The following is an 18,730-nucleotide window of genomic DNA, read 5'->3' on the forward strand; positions in this document are numbered from 1 at the left end:
TTTGAGAATAACTCCCCATTCGATGCTTTCATAATACTTGAATCGCATTCACTTTTCAATAGAAAGGAGGAAATAAATGCTATCAATATTTTTCATGAAAAATATAATTTATGTATATGTCACCTATTCTTCGGCTCCGGCGTGATATACGCGAGCAGCGCCGCAAGCGGGAGCGCAATGACGGAGACAAGGAGTGCGGCACCAAGCCCGATGTGATCGCCGAGTGCTGCCGTCGCCGCGACACCGAGACTGCCGAGCCCGAACGACATGCCGAGCATCATGCCCGACGCCATCGCCGCGTTCTCGGGCAGTGCCTCCTGCGCCCAGATGATCGAGCTCGGCTGCGGTGCCATCAGGGAAAATCCTGCGGCAAAGAGGACGATGCCGCCGAGCACATCCGTACTCACATGTGTGAAGTAATACGCGCAGGGCAGTATGCTGAGCACAAGGAAGCTCACGATGATCGCGCGTCCCGTGAACCTGTCCGCGAGATTCCCGCCGACGAGTCCGCCCGTCATGCCGCCCACCATAAAGATCGTAAGAAAGAGCCCTGCCGCGCTCGTATCCTCCCCATTTCCGACGAGCAGCAGCGGCAGGAATGTCCCGAACGCACCGTGTGTCCAGCAGCGCAGGCCCATCGCAAGGTTCAGTGTGATCGTCGTGCGCGCGAGCAGAATATGCATGAGCTTGGGGGACTCCGTCGCCGCATGCTCCGGCAGAGAGGAGACGGAGCACAGCCCTGACCGCGCAAAGAGTGCGCCCATGAAAGCAGCGGGCAGGATGAGAAGCGGCAGCGCACTCAGCGACAGTTTTTCCAAAAATGCAACAAGCACAAGCGGTACAAACGCCATGCCCGCGTTGCCGCCCGCAATGAAATAACTCATCATGCCGTTCCCGCGCCCCTCTGCCGCCGTCCGCCCCACGAGCATCGAGGAGAGCGGATGATACGCCGCCGTCGCCGCCCCCGTAACGGCAACGAGGAGAAACAGCAGCGCCATATGCCCCGCAAAACCGACCATGCAGATCGGAACAGCAGCAAGCGGTACGATGTATGGGAGCAGAGGGCTGAAATTGCGCTTGTCCATGAGGTAGCCGAAGATCGGCTGCAGCATATTCGTCGTCACAGACGCGACCATTACGAGCACACCGCACATGGTCAGCGACAGATCAAATTTCAGGATCAGCAGCGGCAGGAGGATCGGCAGGAAATTCGCATAAAAATCCACCATCGCGTGCCCCGTCGAGAGCAGTGCCGTCGCGTGCCGTATTTTCTGTTTCATGCCGGATTCCCCCTGCCAGTCTGTCCTTTTGCATTCTCTGCGGTGCTGTCTTCTCCTGTGACCTACATCCTTGCATCCCCTTAGAAAATATGATGTAATGTATTGTAACAAAGCCACAGGAAAAGTAAAGGAGTATTCATAATGAGGAAATGGGCTGTTATCTATTCATCCACCACGGGCAATACAAAGGCCATCGCCGAAGAGATCGCGGGCACGGCGGGCGCAGATCTCTTCCGCGTGCAGGACGCACCGGCGGATCTATCCGCATATGAGGTCGTCGCGCTCGGCTACTGGCTGCGGCGCGGAGGTCCCGACGATCTTATGAAGGCATACCTGCCAAAGGTCAGAAATGCGTGCGTCATCCTCTTCCAGACGCACGGCGCAGACGTCGGCTCCGAGCACGCCGTCACCTCGTTCGCTCGTGCCGCCTACCTTCTCGGTGAAGACACGGAGATCCTCGGCACCTTCTCCGCACAGGGGAAACTCTCGCCAGCGCTCATCGCCCGCCGCAGGAAGTCCGATCCCGACGATACGCACAACAGCCCTGAGGCGCAGGAGCGCTGGGTACGCGCTGCCGAACACCCGAACGAAGAGGATCGTGCCGCCGCACGCGAATTTGTCCACAAGATGGAGCACAAGCTCGACCTCCTCGAAAAGTTTCGTCGGGAACAGGCGGCACGCAGACACGCCTCCTCTGCGTCTCCTCAAAAATAATCTTCTTGCCATCTTTTTTGTAATGGGGTAAAATAAGCATAAGATTAAAACAAGAAGGGGAGGATCTTATGAAGTATCACGTTACATTCACCGCCATCGGAGATTTCGCGCTTCAGCTGCTCCAGACGCGCGGCAACCTCATCATCTTTGACAAGGATGTGCCCTACTCCTACGAGAACATGGTTGTCTCTCACACAAAGGACACGCTGAGCGAGGATGTCAGGGAGGGCGACACAATCGTCATCGCTGAGCGCAGCTACAAGGTCGCACGTGTCGGCGCGGACGCAAATGCGAATCTGCGCGCACACGGACACGTCACCCTTCATTTCGAGAATGAGGACACGGGTGCAGACGTGCAGCCCGGCGAGATTCACCTCATCGGCACAGGGTTTCCGCGCATCATGACGGGCGATACCCTCGAGATTCTGTAAAGAGCCGCAGAACAATGCCGCAGGCACACATATCGCCTGCGGCATTCTTTTATGCAAAAAAGTACATCCCACACTTGAAAAAAATATTTATTGCATAGTATACTGAAAATAAAACTTTTTTATCGAATTTTCCAAAAGAACAGGGGAACCACATGGATACCGAAAAAAAACGCGTCCTCGAAGCTGAGGTGATATCAAAGATGATCGCCATCTACTGCCGCGGCAACAAGCACGCCGATCGCACGCGCACGCCGCAGGACACGGATGCGCTCTGCCCTGACTGCCGCCGTCTGCGTGACTACGCGCTCGGACGTGTCGAGCACTGTCCGCGCATGGAGGTCAAGTCCTTCTGCTCCGCCTGTCCCGTGCATTGCTACTCCCGCGATATGCGTGCGGCGATCCGCGCGGTCATGCGCTGGAGCGGGCCGCGCATGCTCCTGCATCATCCGCTCATGACGATTCATCATATGTGGCTCGACCATCAGGCACGAAAACGCGAAAAAAAGGAGATGCGCTCATGAAGAAAATCCTGCTCCTCGCCACGGGCGGCACCATCGCCGCGCGTCAGACAGAGCACGGTCTGCGTCCAGCCCTCCACGCCGAGGATATGCGCGCAGTAATTGGCGCAAAAGACGGCGTGATCGAGGTCATGGACCTCCTCTCCATTGATTCTACGAATATCGCCCCCGCGCATTGGCAGACGATCGCACGCAAAATTGCAGAATGCCGCACGGCATACGACGGCTTCATTGTCACGCACGGAACCGATACCATGGCGTACACCTCTGCCGCACTCTACTATATGTTGGAGCACATCGACCGCCCCGTCGTCCTCACCGGCTCACAGCGTCCGCTCGGTATAGACGGCTCCGATGCCGAGGGAAATCTTCGGCTCGCCTACACTGCCGCATGCAGCGGCTTCGCGGGTGTCTGCATCGCATTCGGAGGGCGGCTGATCCAAGGAAATGCCGCAAAGAAAATGTACGCACTCGCCGACGATGCCTTTCGCAGCATCGGGCGAACAGAGATTGACATCTCCGCCCCGTCTGCGCCGCCCGCGCCCTTTCGCCTCCATGACGAACTCGACACGAACGTCGCCGTCATCCGCCTCTACCCCGGCATAAAGCCCGGTGTCTTGGATGCACATATCACAGCGGGCTATCGCGGCATCATCCTCGAGGGCTATGGCCTCGGCAGTGTCCCCGGCGACGATGCGGCGGAGAGTTTCCTGCCCGCGCTCGCTCGCGCGCGCACGCACGCCTGCACCATCGTCCTCACCACGCAGTGCGTCTATGACGGCGCGGACATCTCGCGCTACGAGGTGGGTGTCCGCGCGGCAGAGCTCGGTGCACTCTCCGGCGGCAGCCTCCCCATCGAGGCACTCTACACACGCCTGATGCAGCTCCTCGCGGAGACACCTGCGGGCGAGACAGTAAAGACGCTCACATAAAAGGAGGACATGATGCAGCTTCAAGAAATCGGCATCATCCACAATGCCTACAAGAACCTCACGGACATCCCGAGGCAGGGACGCATGAGCGAGGAGATCTCAGAGATCGAGATTCATCCGGACTACGCCGACGGACTCCTGCGCATCGAGCAGAATAAATACCTCATCGTCCTCTACTGGGCGCATCTGGCGAAACGAGACCTCCTAAAGACCATCCCGCCCGCCGCAAAGGAAATTCACGGGGTCTTCGCCGCCCGCTCTCCCGGGCGCCCAAACCCCCTCTCCCTCTGTATCGCCGAGCTCATCGAGTGCGAGGGCAACATCCTCCGCGTGAAAAATATTGATGCACTCGACGGCAGCAGTGTAATTGACATCAAACCGTATACAAAAATGGATGTCATATCGATACCATAAATATCAGATATGGTGGACACCTTGTTTTTTAATAAACAAGGTGTCCATTTTTGATATGAAGTTCATTTTGTCTGCTTCATTAGAAAAGAAAATTCAAAAATTTTTCCGTTATGTACTTGTAATGAATCCCATTCACCATTATAATACTTCATGCGTCAACTTAATGCGATTATCGTTTTCATTCAATCCGCTAAAAAGCATATTGTTTTGATACGTTTTCACCAAAATGCATTAGAGTGCGTGCGAAAGCGTTCCGATGGAGCGGAACATAATAGTCACAGTACAAAGGAGGATCACATGGTTCGGAAAAAGAGTAAGCGCTCACGGCGTCTGCTCTCTTACGCAATCACTGCATGGCTCACCCTGCCTGCTTATTCCGCTTATGCGGACGATGGTACACAAGGAGGGAGCAGTGTTTCTACTGCGGACATTCACGTGGAGGTGGATGCCGCACAGGAAGAGGCAAAGTACGAATCCCAGCAGAAGACCATCATCACGAAGGAGGACATCGAGAAGAAGCAGGCAAAGTCCGTCGAGGAAATCATCTTCAGCGAGACCGGCGTCTCACGCACGGTGGATGCGATGGGGCGTGTCGGTGTATCGATTCGCGGTGCAGAGCCGCGCCACACTCTGATTCTCGTGGACGGTCAGCCCGTTATGGGCGATTTCGCCAAGTACTACGGTGCGGCGGACGAGGTCATGCGTCTCGGCACGGAGAACGTCGAACGCATTGAGATCATCCAGGGAGCGGCGAGCGCGAAGTACGGCTCGGATGCCATCGGCGGCGTGGTGAACATCATCACAAAGAAAGCTGACAACGAGCCGAAGATCTCATTCAACGCGGAGGGGCGCAAAACAGAAAACGATTCCGACCTGCCCTACCAAAACATCTTTCTGCGTGCCGATACCGGTACAATGGGCAAGGCTCAGCTCGGTCTCTACGGAAGCAAGCGCGACATCATGCCCGTCTACGGCTCCGAGGAGCGTATAAAGACCGGATTCGCGTCCTACGTTACCGATTTCGAAGACAACAGTCTGCGCTATTACGGAGATGCGGCAAACATAGGTCTGATCGGCAGTTACAAGGCGAATAAGAACAACTCGTTCAACTTCCGTATGGAACGTTATACCGAAGACCTCAACCGCTATGTCAAGCGTACGGACTCCATCATGGAGCCGCAGCAGCACTACAGCCGCAAGTCCGGCCGCAACAGCTACAACGTTGGCTGGGAGGGGCGCAACAAGGACACCGATTGGAATATCGAGGTCAATTATGCCCGCATGCTCGAAGACGATCTGACGCTGACGAGCAACTACGGCAGATCTTCCTATACAGGGAAGAATATGCTGAACTACATCGACAACGTCGATCACGCGCAGATGAATCTCGAGGCGACGTTCAATACCCAGCTGAACGACAAGCATCTGCTCATGTATAACTTCGGCTATGCACACGAGACGGGCTCGGGCAGCCGTCTCAAGAGTGCGCCGAAGACCTATCTCAAGAAGATCGATCCGTGGGATTATGATAAAAGTCTGATGGTGGTACAGCGAGATGCCCCGGCATTCGGTCTGAAAAAAGGTACGATCGCATCCTTCATCCAAGCGCATAAACTTACGCCCGACCCGGAACGAGGTCTGCGTTGGGATGTGGATTATGAGCTTTATAACTATAATAGAAGCGATCCAAATTCCTATAAGCCGTCGTTTACACAGGAAGATTACCTACGTTTTTCCAACAATGGCAACGAAACGAGTTTCACCCAAATATTGAACAATATGACCCCCGAAGCACGTGCACGCTATAACGAATTCAATGCCAAAATACATCAAGAAAACTCCGGTCACCTCATGCCCGGAGGCAGTGCTGTCTATGACTGGCACGGTCTCGTATACTATTACGACCCGAATAACTATAACTATACGCTCAACGGAAAGCGATTTGCCGAAGTCCAGCAGTCCTTGGCAAATCAGCTGATTGTCGGTGAAGCGACCATCAACAAGTATCATTTCGTCGTCGGCGATACATGGATGCTGAACAACGATACGATCTTCACGCCGATCCTGCGCATGGACCACAGCAGCCTCTTTGGCACAAATGTGACGGCAAATTTCGGCATCACGCACAACATTGGCGGCAATCCGAAGCGCCGCTTCAAGGCAAACATTGGCACGAGCTATGCAGAGCCTGGTATGGGTGAACTCTACTACAACTGGGAGATGTACGGCGGCAGCCCCGTCGATCAGGATCGTGCGCGCCTCGGCTGGTACTGGACGGGCAACCCGAATCTGAAGCCGGAAAAGGCCGTCAACTTCGACCTCGGCTATGAAGCAGAGACGAAGAACACCAGCATGCGGGTGAACCTCTTCCACAACACCATCCGCAACTACATGACGACCTACTACACGGGCTACAACATCGACTTCCACCCGAATGTCACAGGCGCCGAAAAGATCGGTTATCCGCCCGACATGCTCTACAGTTTCAAGAACATCGGCAAGGCGCAGATCACGGGACTTGAACTCGAGGTCAAGCATAAGCTCGGCAAGCGTTGGTCGACAAAGCTCGGCTACACCTTTCTGCATGCCATCAACAAGAGCGATCCGAATATGCCGCGCAAGCTGCTCGACAAGCCGCAGCACAAACTCGACATTGGCATCGACTACGAGGATGTAAAGAGCGGCTTCCGCGCCTCTCTCTGGGGCGACTACTACATTCACATGCTCGACAGCAACTCTGTCACGGGCAACGCAAACTACATGAAGATGGACACTGATCTGAACGGCGGCTATATCTTCGCCAATCAGTACGCCAAGCCGGGTGCGCAGCGCTATCAGACGAAGACCTTCGGTATCTGGAATCTGATGCTGCAGAAGAAACTCGGGGATGACGCCATGGTCTATCTCGGCATCGACAATCTCTTCAACCACCGCGACGATGACCGCGCAACACAGGAGAGAGTATACCGCCTCGGTGTCAATCTGAAGTTCGGTCCCGACAGCAATACACGGCCAAAGCCGCCGCTCACCGAGGAGGAGAAGGCAGAGCGTGCCGCGCAGAACGCGGCTGCGGAGAAGGATTTCTTCGCGCAGACCAACAACACCTTCGCCAAGGGCTCACCCGACGAGATCTTTGCCCGCCCGTTCAATACACAGAAGCTGAAGGGCATCGATCTCATCGGCGACTATCAGTTCGAGTGGGATTCGCACGGCGGTGCGGATCGCCCCCCCATCAAGATGACGGAAGACTCCTTCGTCGGGTCGGCAGAGAAGAATATGCTCGACCGCAAGGAGCACGGCTTTGCGCAGCGTCTGCGCTTCGGCTTTGATGCGCGTGTCCGCGACAATCTGAACATCACTGCACTCGCCGAGGCATCCGGCAAGAGCGGTGTCAGCACGCGTACCGACATCCCGCAGTCAAAGGGGCTCAATCATCTGCGCATCAGCAATTTCGATATCACCTACCATAACCGTAATCTCGATATTTCGATGGGACGGCTCAACGAACGGCTCGGCGTGACAGGCTACTACTTCGGCAAGGAGTACGACGGCATCCGTGCCACCTGGACGAATGCACATACGCAGATACAGCTCGGCTACGGTAATTTCAAACACAGTACGGGCATCTCCGACTCTGCCTATACCCATGCGACACACAGGGTATTCTATCGTCCGCCGACAATGGCTGAATTTGTGGGGCTGAACGTCTCTGATCTATATACAACATTCACGACGCCTGCTCCTGTTGCCGAAGCAAATGACAAGATGAATTTCTATCAGCAGCTTGAAGCAGCTACCACAATCGAAGAGAAGAGAGCCATTGTTAAGCGTATGTATGATATCGCGGTGGGCGCGTACGGCAAAGATTTCCTGAAAGCCGGCGGCATACAAACCGGTGATTCATATTTACAGATGGATCCGCCGATGATGTTCAATTATAAATATACGGATGAACATGGTGTGGAGCAGACAGATTCTCTTTGGAACTTCGATTATAATGCATGGATAGGAGGCCATCCGGAAGATTTAACAACACTCTACATGTCCATGGCGGACTATCCAAACGCCTTGGACGGAGACGGTTCCGCCGCCTTGAAACAATGGTGGGCAGGAAATAAGGCGCGCCTACACGAGGTGTTGAAGAAAATCGTTCAGATGGAGAAGCACCCGGGTGCGAGTAACGTCCAGATTACGGATTCTGACGATGATATTTACAATGCTCTGCACTACAACAACTTTGAAGACGAATTTTCGAATCCTATTACCTCCAATAATCTCTCCAGAGCGGTAGAACAGTATTTCAGCGCAGTCGGACAGCGTGTACAATCAACAGAGTACGGCAGTCTGATGCCGCGTGACGCTCTCGGAAAATTTACGGGGCTTGTGATCAAGGCAGAGGGTACAGTCCTCGAAGCCGACCGCATCCCACCCATCAACAAGGCGATCTTCCTTCAGGCAAAGCACGCACTCACGCCGAATGTTGGCATCTCGCTCTGGTATCTTGGGTCGACAGGCAATCCCACCTACCACGCGGAACATGCGAACGGCAAACGCAACGATGTTTATGACTATACGCAGCTTGCGCGTGTCATAGGCATCGGTGCGAAGTGGAAGATGGGCAAGAACGCCTCGATCTCGTTCGACTACGGTCAGAACCGCACGGCGTTCGGCCGCCACATGAACGGCCATACGATCTACGAGCATACGTCCGGATCGGATCAGTTCAAGATCAACGGACACGCGATGGGCGGCACGCCGCATTTCTGGACACTGCGTCTTGATATCGGCAAGAGCGATATGGCAGTCAAGGGAAGCTGGAATGCCTTCGCCGACTACAAGTACTTCGAGCACGGTTCGTTCTTCGGCGGCAACGGCACGGGATATCTCCCCGACCGCTACCTCGACGGCATCCGCAGCTTCTCCCTCGGATTTGGCTATGTCCCGATTGAAAATCTCCTCGTCGAGATGTTCTACACGTTTGACGCGAAGGGGATCGGTACACGCGACACCATATACGGCAGTGAGAAGTTCTCCCTCGGAAACTATACGGGCGTACGTCTGACCTATAATTTCTAAGGGACCGCAGAATCGATCCGTACTTCTCCAACTCCACAAGTTTTCTGCGCTTAAAGCATTGCTGAAAATTTTTCTCAAAAGCCTATTGATTTTCATTCTCTTATGTGCTATATTTTATACAGGCTTTCGTTAGGGAACGTCCTCGGATGTTTCCAAAGCTCTCCTAAAATATAATACACAGCAAAGATAGTCCACAGTGGAGTGTGGGCTATTTTTGTGTGATTTATCACAGTCACATCTTGACAAACATGCTATAATAATCAAAAAGTCAAAATCCATTAAAGGAGCTGAATCCATGGCAAAGGAACATATTCAAAAGGATGTCGTCATCATCGGCGCGGGCATGGCTGGACTGACCGCCGCGCTCTACTGCGGCCGCATGAACCTCCGCACGCTTGTCCTCGAGAACTCGCTCGTCGGCGGGCAGATCGCGACGGCGGCGGACATTGAGAACTATCCGGGCTTTGAGCGCGTGAGCGGGATGGAGCTGATCGGAACGCTCGAAAAGCAGGCGACAAATTTCGGTGCCCAGATCGACGAGTTCGACCGCATCGAGCGCGTTGACCTCAAATCTACGCCGAAGATCGTCGAGACGGAGACATACATCTACGAAACGTCCGTGATCATTATCGCCTCGGGCATGAACCGCCGCAAGCTCCCGCTGCCGCAGGAGCCGCACTACTTCAATCGCGGCGTACACTACTGCGAGCTCTGCGACGGACACACGTATCAGGACAAGGTGATCTCGGTCATGGGCGGCGGCAACGCGGCGGTCGATGCGGCGAACTTCCTCACGAAGTACGCAAGTCACCTCTATCTCATCCACCGCTCGCAGCTGCGCGCAGACAAATCTTCGCAGGATACGCTCTATGCAAATCCGAAGGTGACGGTCATGCTGGAAACGGAAATCGAGCACCTCAACGGCGAGGAGCGCCTCACGTCTGTCGATCTCCTGCACAAGGACACGGGCAAGACGGAGACGCTGCCCGTGGACAGCATATTCGTCAACATCGGCGTGCTGCCGAATACGGATCTCTTCGTCGGGCAGATAGCACTGACGGAGACAGGCTACATCGCGGCGGATGAGAACTGCCGCACAGAGATCCCGGGGGTCTTTGTCGCGGGCGATATCCGCGTCAAGGAGATCCACCAGCTCACAACCGCCGCAGCCGACGGCACAACCGCCGCGCTCCATGCAGAGAAGTATCTGGCAAGTTTGAATAAGTGATACAGAGGAGGAAATCCCATGATTCAAGTTTTTTCGTTCGATGCGTGCCCATGGTGCACGAAGGCAAAGAAGTATCTCGACAAGAAGGGTGTCGCCTACACGGTGCGCGACATTGAGAAGGAGCCCGCCGCCTACGACGATCTCGTAAAGCTCACGGGCGAGGCCGCGTGCCCCGTCATCCTCGCGGACAGCGGCGAGTATGTGCGCGGTTTCGATCAGCCCGCCATTGACCGCCTCCTCGGCATCTAAAGGAGGCCGGCTATGGTCAAGGTCTACTCCATCACGGTCTGCCCGTGGTGCGTCAAGGTCAAGAAGTATCTCAAATATCGCGGCATTCCCTACGAGGAGTTCAACATCGAGCAGGATGAGGCTGCGCGTGAGGAGTGCCGCCGTCTCTCGGGCGATACGATCGTCCCCGTCACCACGGCTGACGGCGTGGACTTCGCACTCAGCTATGACCGCGAGAAGCTGGACAGGATTCTCGGAATCACGGCATAGTGAACAAAGAAAACACGGATAAATTCAGCGTTTTCTAAAATATTGTTTCGGGCGCAGAATTTTGCGCCCGTTTTTTTCGCGTTCCTGCTTGCCAAAATTTTTGAATCGGATTAAAATAACAGTGCAAGGACGTTTCTTTTGTCTGGGCACAGAAATGATGATTGTGCCCCAATGCAAGGAGGTTTTGATATGACCGGATTACCGCTTATCTTCGCCTTTTGGGTGGCAATTGTCATTATGATCGTCATGATCTCAAAGCTGCGCATTCACCCGTTCATCTCGATCATGCTGGTCGCCCTCGTACTGGGGCTTGCCGCCGGCATTCCGCTCATCGACCACAAGCTCGCAGACGGTACGGTGCAGTACGGTCTGGCGACGGTCATCGGGCAGGGATTCTCGGGAACATTTACGAGCATCGGCATTGTCATCATCCTCGGTGCGATGATCGGCACGATCCTCGAAAAGACGGGCGGTGCCCTGAAGCTCGCGGATATGATGATTCGCCTCGTGGGCAAGGACAACCCCGTCATCGCCGTGCAGCTCATGGGCTGGGTGGTCTCGATCCCCGTCTTCTGCGACTCGGGCTTCGTCATCCTCGACCCGATCCGCAAGGCGCTTGTACGCCGCACGGCGGTCTCTGCCGTCTCCATGACCTTTGCCCTCAGCTCTGGACTTTTCATCTCACACGTCTTCATCCCGCCGACACCGGGGCCGATCGCAGCAGCGAGCACGCTCGGTATCGGCGACTATCTGCTGCAGGTCATTGGACTGGGACTGCTCTGCTCGATCTTCCCGCTGATCGCAGGCTATTTCTTCGCGCGCTGGATCGGTACGAGGGTGAAGTCGAAGGATGAGGTCGATCCCGAGGAGGTCACAAAGATCTACAATGATCTCATCGCCTCCTACGGCAAACTCCCCTCGGCATTCAGCACACTCGCCCCGATCATGATCCCGATCTCGCTGATGGCACTGTCCTCCGTGATTGTAATGCTGGGGCTGACGGGGTTCGTTCCCGAGCTCCTGCGCTTCCTCGGCACCCCGATCATCGCGCTTGCGGTCGGCATGGCGCTTGCTACGCTCCAGCTCTTCTCCGTGGGCCGCTCGGAGGAGTTCTACTCCGTCTGCAACAGCAGTCTGACGGCGGTCGGCCCCATCCTCTTCATCACGGCAGCGGGCGGTGTGCTCGGCAAGGTGATTGCAGTCTCGGATATGGTTCGGTATATCACGGCGCACGCCGATATATTCGGCAGCATGGGCATCTTCTTCCCGTTCCTGCTCTCGGCTGTCCTGAAGACCGCACAGGGATCCTCGACCGTTGCAATGATTACGACGGCGGGCATCATCGCGCCGCTGCTCACCGTGCTCGGCTTTGACACGCCGATTCAGGCAACGCTCGCCTGCATGGCGATCGGCGCTGGTGCAATGACCGTCTCGCACGCAAACGATTCGTATTTCTGGGTGGTCTCGGAGTTCAGCGGTCTCACCCCGGATCAGGGCTACCGCGTTCAGACGATGGGTACCCTCGTGCTCGGCATTGCCGCAATCGTAGAAATCGCTCTGCTGAGCATGGTTCTGCGCTGATATTTCACGGAAACACACAAAAGAGCATTGCGCTGAGCAATGCTCTTTTTCTTATGCGGGCGTTCCCATATTCCAATCTATCTTTTTCTTGCCACCTGCAGCAAAAAGCCGTAAAATAAAGTAAAGTTCATTTCTTCCGCAATACAGCAAGGAGGTCACAATGAAATTCTCAACACGGCTGATTATTCTCACGCTCACCCTGCTCCTCGCGCTCTCTGTCACGGCATTTGCAAAAAGTGCAAACCAGCAGCGCGCGGAAATCAATGAACTCCAAGTGCAGGCACTCGACAATCTCTATGCGCTCACACCGAATGCGCACGAGGTGCTCGAGAACTGCTACGGCTACGCCACGATCAGTGCGACCGGTTCACAGCTGGGGCTCCTCGGCGGTGCGCACGGCCGAGGTCTTGCCGTGAACAAAGCGACGGGCGCGCGCGTCTATATGAAGATGGAAGCATATCAGCTTGGCATCGGAATAGGCGTAAAGGAATACGATCTCATTTTCGTCTTCGGCTCAGAGCGTGCATGGGACTCGTTCATCTCGGGCAAGTTCAAAGTCGGCGGTGCGGCGGAGGCCTCCGCGACGGACGGCTATTCCGGCGGTGCGATTGAGGGCGCGGATATCGTCGGCAAGGACATCTGGGTCTATCAGGTCACAACAAAGGGACTTGCGGTCGGTGCTGCAATCAAAGGGCTCAGCATCTATCCAAACCGAAAACTCAATTCGTAGATTCTGCAAAAAATGGGAGCATCCATGTGTTGGACTGCTCCCATTTTTTATTTCATCAGCGAACCTTCGTATTTCAGCGTCGCAAAGTAGTCGTCGAGGGTCTGGGCGCGGCGGATGAGCTCGACACTGCCGTCCGTACGCAGGAGGAGCTCTGCGCACCAGAGCTTGCCGTTGTAGTTGAAGCCCATTGCGCTGCCGTGCGCGCCCGTATCGTGGATAATGAGGATGTCACCGATGTCGATCTTCGGCAGGACTCGGTCGATGGCAAATTTGTCATTGTTCTCGCAGAGCGAGCCTGTGACGTCATAGACATGGTCAGCAGGTGCGCTCTCCTTGCCGAGCACGGTGATGTGGTGATACGCGCCGTAGAGCGCAGGGCGCATGAGGTTCGCCATGCAGGAGTCGAGACCGATGTAGTGCTTGTACGTGTCCTTCTCGTGGAGGACGGCAGAGACAAGCCAGCCCGCATCACCCGTCATGGCACGCCCGCTCTCCGTGCGGATGCCGACATCTCCGAGCCCCGCGGGGCACATGATCTCATGATAGAGGAGCTCAATACCTGTGCCGACCGCGGCGTAGTCCACAGGGCTTTCCTCCGGACGGTACGGGATGCCGAAGCCGCCGCCGAGGTTGATGAACTCGATGTGGATGCCGAGCCGCTCCTTCAGCTCAGCCGCGAGTTCAAACATGATGCGGGCAGTGAGAAGAAACGCCTCCGTACGCCGCTCGGCGGAAATGACCATTGTATGCAGGCCGAAGCGCTGCACGCCCATCTCACGCGCGCGGCGATACGCCTCGAACATCTGCGGGCGCGTGAGGCCGTATTTCGCCTCCATCGGCTTGCCGATGATATCGTTGCCCTCGATGAGATCGCCGGGATTGTAGCGAAACGACAGCACCTTGGGCAGCCCCGCATTCTTTGCCATGTAATCGAGATGGCTGAGATCGTCGAGATTGATCACGGCACCGAGGGCGATCGCCTTTTGAAACTCATCATACGGCGTATCGTTCGACGTGAGCATGATCTCCTCGCCCGTGACCCCCGCCGCCTCGGAGATGATGAGCTCGGCGATGCTGCTGCAGTCCGTGCCGGCGCCCTCCTCATGGAGGATCTGCACGATGCGCGGGTTCGGCAGTGCCTTGACCGCAAAATGCTCGCGGAAGCTCGGCGCCCATGTGAAGGCATCCCTCAGGCGGCGGAAATTCGTGCGGATCTTCGCCTCGTCGTAGATGTGGAACGGGGTCGGGTATCTCTCGATCAGCGCCAGAGTCTGTTCCCTGCTGAGCGGAAAGTTTTTTTCGTTCATATGGTCCTCCCTCAAATAGATGGTTCATTATAACAACGAAAATTTCTTCCTGTCAATAATGTATCCCTTGACGAACGGCACACGCTCGCCTATAATGGAGGCTATCTTTTTATTTTCATCAATTCAGCAATGGGGAACTAGATAAGGGGGTATCTTCATGATATTCAGAGGAAAGGCGCTGCGCCTTGCTGCCGCTCTGGTCGGCACGGCACTGCTCGGCTCGACGCTTGCAGGCTGCGGCGGCGACACGGCGAAGTCGGATGAGATCCGCATCGGCGCAAACTTTGAGATGACGGGCAACACGGCGAACTACGGCATGTCGACGCTCGAAGGTCTGAAGCTTGCGATCAAGGAAGCAAACGACGCCGGCGGCATTAACGGCAAGAAGATCGTGCTCGTCGAGGCGGACAACAAGTCCGAGGCGGCAGAGTCGGTCAACGCGGCAACGAAGCTGATCTCCGACGATCACGTCCGCGCGATCGTCGGTCCTGCGACGACGGGCAATGTCATTGCAGAGTCGCAGGTGGCGACAGACAACAAAGTGCCCGTCATCGCGCCGGATGCAACAGCAGTTGACGTGACGGTGGAGGGCGGCAAGGTAAAGCCGTGGATCTTCCGCAGCTGCTTCATCGACCCGCAGCAGGGCGATGTCATGGCGAAGTTCGCGCTCGAAACCCTAAAGGCAAAGACGGCGGTCGTCTACATCGACAACTCGACGGACTACTCCAAGAGCCTCGCTGAGGTCTTCCAGAAGGTCTTTACGGCGGGCGGCGGTCAGGTCGTCATGACCGAGGGCTTCCTCGCAAAGGATCAGGACTTTAAGGCGACGCTCACGCGTCTGCGCGCAGCGAATGCGGATGTCATCTTCGTCCCTGCCTACTATGAAGAGGTCGGCAAGATCGTCAAGCAGGCGCGCGAGATCGGCATCACCGCCCCCATCATCGGTACAGACGGCTGGGACGATCCGAAGGTCGCAGAGCTCGCGGGTGCGGCGGCTCTCAACAACACGTATTTCAGCACGCACTACTCCGATAAAGACGAATCGGTTCGCCCCTTTATCGACGCGTTCCAGAAGGAGTACAACCACGCGCCGAACGTCTTCGCCGCACTCGGCTATGATGCAGGCAAGCTGCTCGTCGATGCGCTGAAGCGCGCAGGTTCCGATGATCCGGAGGCGCTGCGCAAGGCGATCGAGGAGACGAAGGATCTCGTCGTCGGCACGGGCACGATCACGATGGATGCACAGCACAACCCGATCAAGCAGGCGGTTATTCTCGAAAACAAGGACGGCGACCGCGTTGTCGTCGCAAAGATTATGCCGAGCATGTAATACATCCGGCTGACGCATTCTCAAAGAGCCGCAGTCCTGCGGCTCTTTTTTATCACATGAGGAGGTCATTCTATGGAGTTCCTGCACCAGATTCTGCAGCAGCTCATCAACGGCATCTCACTCGGCAGTATCTACGCGCTGATCGCTCTTGGCTATACGATGATCTACGGCATCATCAAGCTCATCAACTTCGCACACGGCGACATCTACATGGTCGGCGCATACCTCGGCTTCTATGCGATCACGCTTGGTATCCCCACGCTCCCGGCAATTCTCATCTCGATGGCGGTCACATCGCTGCTCGGTGTCATTGTCGAGCGCTTCGCCTATCGCCCGCTGCGCCACGCGCCGCGCATCTCCGTCCTCATCACGGCAATCGGCGTATCGTTCCTGCTCGAATACGTGATGATGGCGATCGTATCCCCCACACCGCGCACCTTCCCCGCGACGATCAGTGACATCTCGCTCGAATTTGCGGGACTGATCATCAGCGGCCAGCAGCTCCTCATCATGGGTGTGACATTCGTCCTGATGCTGATTCTGACCTACATTGTACGCAGTACGAAGATCGGAAAGGCGATGCGTGCCGCGTCCTACGATACGGAGGCAGCGCAGCTTATGGGCATCAACGCGAACCGCATCATCTCGATCACGTTCGCCATCGGCTCGGCGCTCGCAGCAGTCGCAGGCGTACTCATCGGCATCTACTACAACTCGATCGACCCGCTGATGGGGCTGATGCCCGGCATCAAGGCATTTGTCGCGGCCGTGTTCGGCGGCATCGGCATTCTGCCGGGCGCGGTCGTCGGCGGGCTCGTCCTCGGCATCGTCGAGGCGTTTATTTCGGGATTCGGCTTTTCGATGTTCCGCGATGCGGCGGCATTTGCCATCCTGATTCTCGTTCTGCTCATAAAGCCTGCGGGAATCTTCGGCAAGAATGTCAAGGAAAAAGTCTAAGGAGGGGCGCAGATGAACTCATTGCAGAAAAATGACCTAAAAATGCTCGTCTTCGCCCTGGTGATTTACGGCATTATCATGGGGCTGACGAATGCAGGCATGCTGAACGCCTTCTGGCAGCTGAACCTCATCTTCGCGGGGATCAACATCATCCTCGCAGCGAGCCTCAATCTGATCAACGGCTATACGGGACAGTTCTCGCTCGGGCACGCGGGCTTCATGGCAGTCGGGGCATACGTCGGCGTCGTGCTCACGACGAACTTTCAGATGGCATTCCCCGTCGCTCTCCTTGCGGGCGGTGTGACAGCGGGGCTCCTCGGTGCACTCATCGGGCTGCCGACCCTGCGGCTGCGCGGCGACTACCTCGCGATTGCGACACTCGGTCTCGGCGAGATCGTCCGCATTGTGATCATCAACGTGCCGTATGTCGGCGGCGCGGCAGGCTTCAAGGGCATTCCTCACCACACCGATTTTACATGGGTGTTCTTCCTGATGCTCGCCACGCTCTTCATCATCAAGAATTTTGTCAACTCGCGCCACGGACGCGCGTGTCTCGCGATCCGTGAGAACGAGATTGCGGCAGAGTCGATGGGCGTGAACACGACGGTGTACAAGGTACTCGCATTCACCATCGGCGCATTCTTTGCGGGTGTTGCAGGCGTACTCTTCGGCCACAATATGTACATCCTCAGCCCCGCCTCATTCACATTCATGCAGTCGTTCAACATCCTCATCATGGTCGTCATGGGCGGTCTCGGCTCGATGACGGGCTCGATTGCGGGTGCGCTCGTTGTCACTTTCCTCTCAGCGGCGCTCGCGAGCTTCCCGAACGCGCGGATGATCATCTATGCACTCGCTCTGATCCTGCTCATGTTCTACCGCCCGCAGGGGCTCTTCGGCTATGTCGAGGTGACGGCGATGCAGCCTCTGCGCCGCTTCTTTAAGAAGGGAGGCGAGGCATAATGGCAAAGGATTTACTCACGGCGACCGATGTCTCGATGGTCTTTGGCGGGCTCAAGGCGATCGTCGATTTCAACGTCCACATCAAGAACGGTGAACTGCTTGGGCTGATCGGACCGAACGGCGCGGGCAAGACGACGGCGTTCAACCTCTTCACGGGCGTCTATCAGCCGACAACGGGCGAGATTCTGTTCAAAGGCAAGAGCATCGTCGGGCTCGCCCCGTACCAGATCACGGAGCGCGGCATTGCGCGCACGTTCCAGAACATCCGCCTCTTCGGCGAGCTCTCCGTGCTCGACAACGTAAAGATCGCGTACCACTGCCACATGAACTACGGTCTCGTCGCGTCCGTTCTGCGCCTCGGAAGCTACTGGGAGGAAGAGAAGAAACTCGAGGAGGAGGCGTACCGTCTGCTCGAGATCTTCCACCTCGCGGACACGGCAGAGGAGAAGGCGAAGAACCTGCCCTACGGCGCACAGCGGCGGCTCGAGATCGCGCGTGCCCTCGCGGCACAGCCGAGTCTCCTGCTCCTCGATGAACCGGCAGCGGGCATGAACCCGCAGGAGACACTCGAACTCATGGAGATGATCCGCTGGGTCAAGAAGGAGTTCGGCATCACGATTCTCCTCATCGAGCACGATATGGCACTCGTCATGGGTATCTGCGAGCGCATCTACGTGCTCGAATACGGCGCAATCATCGCGAACGGCACTCCCGAGGAGATTCGCTCGAATCCCGAGGTCATCCGTGCATATCTGGGAGCGGAGGAGTAAG

Annotated in this window: 17 protein-coding genes; 15 read left to right on the forward strand and 2 right to left on the reverse strand. The window is 56.2% G+C overall.

Annotation, left to right across the window (positions count from 1 at the left end; all coding sequences use genetic code 11):
- Positions 1-119 precede the first annotated feature (119 nt).
- Complete coding sequence (locus BCS37_RS09725) at positions 120-1,280, reverse strand: MFS transporter (protein ID WP_069181245.1); 1,161 nt, start codon at positions 1,278-1,280, stop codon at positions 120-122.
- Between the two features lie 141 nt (positions 1,281-1,421).
- Here BCS37_RS09725 and BCS37_RS09730 point away from each other — a divergent pair, with 141 nt between their 5' ends.
- From BCS37_RS09730 to BCS37_RS09780, 11 genes are all read left to right on the forward strand, one after another.
- Complete coding sequence (locus BCS37_RS09730; RefSeq protein WP_069181246.1) at positions 1,422-1,994, forward strand: flavodoxin family protein; 573 nt, start codon at positions 1,422-1,424, stop codon at positions 1,992-1,994.
- Between the two features lie 68 nt (positions 1,995-2,062).
- The gene (locus BCS37_RS09735) at positions 2,063-2,425 is read left to right on the forward strand and encodes a PTS glucitol/sorbitol transporter subunit IIA (protein ID WP_069181247.1); all 363 of its coding nucleotides are present in this window, start codon (positions 2,063-2,065) and stop codon (positions 2,423-2,425) included.
- Between the two features lie 152 nt (positions 2,426-2,577).
- Entirely contained in the window at positions 2,578-2,946 is a 369-nt protein-coding gene (locus BCS37_RS09740) for a nitrous oxide-stimulated promoter family protein (RefSeq protein WP_069181248.1), read from the forward strand.
- On the forward strand, positions 2,943-3,875 hold the full coding sequence (locus BCS37_RS09745; RefSeq protein ID WP_069181249.1) for an asparaginase: 933 nt from the start codon (positions 2,943-2,945) through the stop codon (positions 3,873-3,875). Before BCS37_RS09740 ends, BCS37_RS09745 begins: the two co-directional genes overlap by 4 nt.
- Before the next feature lie 12 nt (positions 3,876-3,887).
- A complete protein-coding gene (gene tsaA / locus BCS37_RS09750) occupies positions 3,888-4,289 on the forward strand; it encodes a tRNA (N6-threonylcarbamoyladenosine(37)-N6)-methyltransferase TrmO (protein ID WP_069181250.1) in 402 nt (133 codons plus the stop codon).
- A gap of 297 nt (positions 4,290-4,586) precedes the next feature.
- Complete coding sequence (locus tag BCS37_RS09755; protein ID WP_069181251.1) at positions 4,587-9,365, forward strand: TonB-dependent receptor plug domain-containing protein; 4,779 nt, start codon at positions 4,587-4,589, stop codon at positions 9,363-9,365.
- A 295-nt stretch (positions 9,366-9,660) separates the two neighbouring features.
- A complete protein-coding gene (locus tag BCS37_RS09760; RefSeq protein WP_069181252.1) occupies positions 9,661-10,593 on the forward strand; it encodes an NAD(P)/FAD-dependent oxidoreductase in 933 nt (310 codons plus the stop codon).
- Between the two features lie 18 nt (positions 10,594-10,611).
- On the forward strand, positions 10,612-10,842 hold the full coding sequence (locus tag BCS37_RS09765; protein WP_006693054.1) for a glutaredoxin family protein: 231 nt from the start codon (positions 10,612-10,614) through the stop codon (positions 10,840-10,842).
- A 12-nt stretch (positions 10,843-10,854) separates the two neighbouring features.
- The gene (locus BCS37_RS09770) at positions 10,855-11,091 is read left to right on the forward strand and encodes a glutaredoxin domain-containing protein (RefSeq protein WP_069181253.1); all 237 of its coding nucleotides are present in this window, start codon (positions 10,855-10,857) and stop codon (positions 11,089-11,091) included.
- 189 nt (positions 11,092-11,280) lie between these two features.
- On the forward strand, positions 11,281-12,672 hold the full coding sequence (locus BCS37_RS09775; protein ID WP_069181254.1) for a GntP family permease: 1,392 nt from the start codon (positions 11,281-11,283) through the stop codon (positions 12,670-12,672).
- Positions 12,673-12,832: 160 nt separating this feature from the next.
- A complete protein-coding gene (locus tag BCS37_RS09780; protein WP_069181255.1) occupies positions 12,833-13,402 on the forward strand; it encodes a YSC84-related protein in 570 nt (189 codons plus the stop codon).
- Between the two features lie 47 nt (positions 13,403-13,449).
- On the opposite strand, the gene BCS37_RS09785 is transcribed toward BCS37_RS09780, so the two are convergent.
- The gene (locus BCS37_RS09785) at positions 13,450-14,709 is read right to left on the reverse strand and encodes a diaminopimelate decarboxylase family protein (RefSeq protein WP_069181256.1); all 1,260 of its coding nucleotides are present in this window, start codon (positions 14,707-14,709) and stop codon (positions 13,450-13,452) included.
- A 157-nt stretch (positions 14,710-14,866) separates the two neighbouring features.
- On the opposite strand from BCS37_RS09785, the gene BCS37_RS09790 reads away from it, so the two are divergent.
- The 4 genes from BCS37_RS09790 (at position 14,867) to BCS37_RS09805 (ending at position 18,729) form a co-directional block, all read left to right on the forward strand.
- On the forward strand, positions 14,867-16,039 hold the full coding sequence (locus BCS37_RS09790) for an ABC transporter substrate-binding protein (RefSeq protein ID WP_069181257.1): 1,173 nt from the start codon (positions 14,867-14,869) through the stop codon (positions 16,037-16,039).
- 72 nt (positions 16,040-16,111) lie between these two features.
- Positions 16,112-16,996, forward strand: coding sequence for a branched-chain amino acid ABC transporter permease (locus BCS37_RS09795; RefSeq protein ID WP_069181258.1), 885 nt, complete (start codon positions 16,112-16,114; stop codon positions 16,994-16,996).
- Positions 16,997-17,008: 12 nt separating this feature from the next.
- Positions 17,009-17,959, forward strand: a complete 951-nt coding sequence (locus BCS37_RS09800; protein WP_069181259.1) for a branched-chain amino acid ABC transporter permease — start codon at positions 17,009-17,011, stop codon at positions 17,957-17,959.
- Positions 17,959-18,729: an ABC transporter ATP-binding protein gene (locus BCS37_RS09805; protein ID WP_069181260.1), complete on the forward strand. Its 771-nt coding sequence runs from the start codon at positions 17,959-17,961 to the stop codon at positions 18,727-18,729. The genes BCS37_RS09800 and BCS37_RS09805 overlap by 1 nt, the downstream gene beginning before the upstream one ends.
- Position 18,730 lies beyond the last annotated feature (1 nt).

The organism is Selenomonas sp. oral taxon 920 (assembly GCF_001717585.1).
Classification (GTDB): Bacteria; Bacillota; Negativicutes; order Selenomonadales; family Selenomonadaceae; genus Centipeda.

Excerpts from the sequence above, each read along its gene's own strand:
- BCS37_RS09780 (WP_069181255.1), top strand. The coding sequence starts at position 12,833 with ATGAAATTCTCAACACGGCTGATTATTCTCACGCTCACCCTGCTCCTC.
- BCS37_RS09725 (WP_069181245.1), bottom strand. The coding sequence starts at position 1,280 with ATGAAACAGAAAATACGGCACGCGACGGCACTGCTCTCGACGGGGCAC.
- BCS37_RS09805 (WP_069181260.1), top strand. The coding sequence starts at position 17,959 with ATGGCAAAGGATTTACTCACGGCGACCGATGTCTCGATGGTCTTTGGC.
- BCS37_RS09740 (WP_069181248.1), top strand. The coding sequence starts at position 2,578 with ATGGATACCGAAAAAAAACGCGTCCTCGAAGCTGAGGTGATATCAAAG.
- BCS37_RS09770 (WP_069181253.1), top strand. The coding sequence starts at position 10,855 with ATGGTCAAGGTCTACTCCATCACGGTCTGCCCGTGGTGCGTCAAGGTC.
- BCS37_RS09795 (WP_069181258.1), top strand. The coding sequence starts at position 16,112 with ATGGAGTTCCTGCACCAGATTCTGCAGCAGCTCATCAACGGCATCTCA.
- BCS37_RS09765 (WP_006693054.1), top strand. The coding sequence starts at position 10,612 with ATGATTCAAGTTTTTTCGTTCGATGCGTGCCCATGGTGCACGAAGGCA.
- BCS37_RS09735 (WP_069181247.1), top strand. The coding sequence starts at position 2,063 with ATGAAGTATCACGTTACATTCACCGCCATCGGAGATTTCGCGCTTCAG.
- BCS37_RS09760 (WP_069181252.1), top strand. The coding sequence starts at position 9,661 with ATGGCAAAGGAACATATTCAAAAGGATGTCGTCATCATCGGCGCGGGC.
- BCS37_RS09745 (WP_069181249.1), top strand. The coding sequence starts at position 2,943 with ATGAAGAAAATCCTGCTCCTCGCCACGGGCGGCACCATCGCCGCGCGT.
- BCS37_RS09800 (WP_069181259.1), top strand. The coding sequence starts at position 17,009 with ATGAACTCATTGCAGAAAAATGACCTAAAAATGCTCGTCTTCGCCCTG.
- BCS37_RS09755 (WP_069181251.1), top strand. The coding sequence starts at position 4,587 with ATGGTTCGGAAAAAGAGTAAGCGCTCACGGCGTCTGCTCTCTTACGCA.
- tsaA (WP_069181250.1), top strand. The coding sequence starts at position 3,888 with ATGCAGCTTCAAGAAATCGGCATCATCCACAATGCCTACAAGAACCTC.
- BCS37_RS09730 (WP_069181246.1), top strand. The coding sequence starts at position 1,422 with ATGAGGAAATGGGCTGTTATCTATTCATCCACCACGGGCAATACAAAG.
- BCS37_RS09775 (WP_069181254.1), top strand. The coding sequence starts at position 11,281 with ATGACCGGATTACCGCTTATCTTCGCCTTTTGGGTGGCAATTGTCATT.
- BCS37_RS09785 (WP_069181256.1), bottom strand. The coding sequence starts at position 14,709 with ATGAACGAAAAAAACTTTCCGCTCAGCAGGGAACAGACTCTGGCGCTG.
- BCS37_RS09790 (WP_069181257.1), top strand. The coding sequence starts at position 14,867 with ATGATATTCAGAGGAAAGGCGCTGCGCCTTGCTGCCGCTCTGGTCGGC.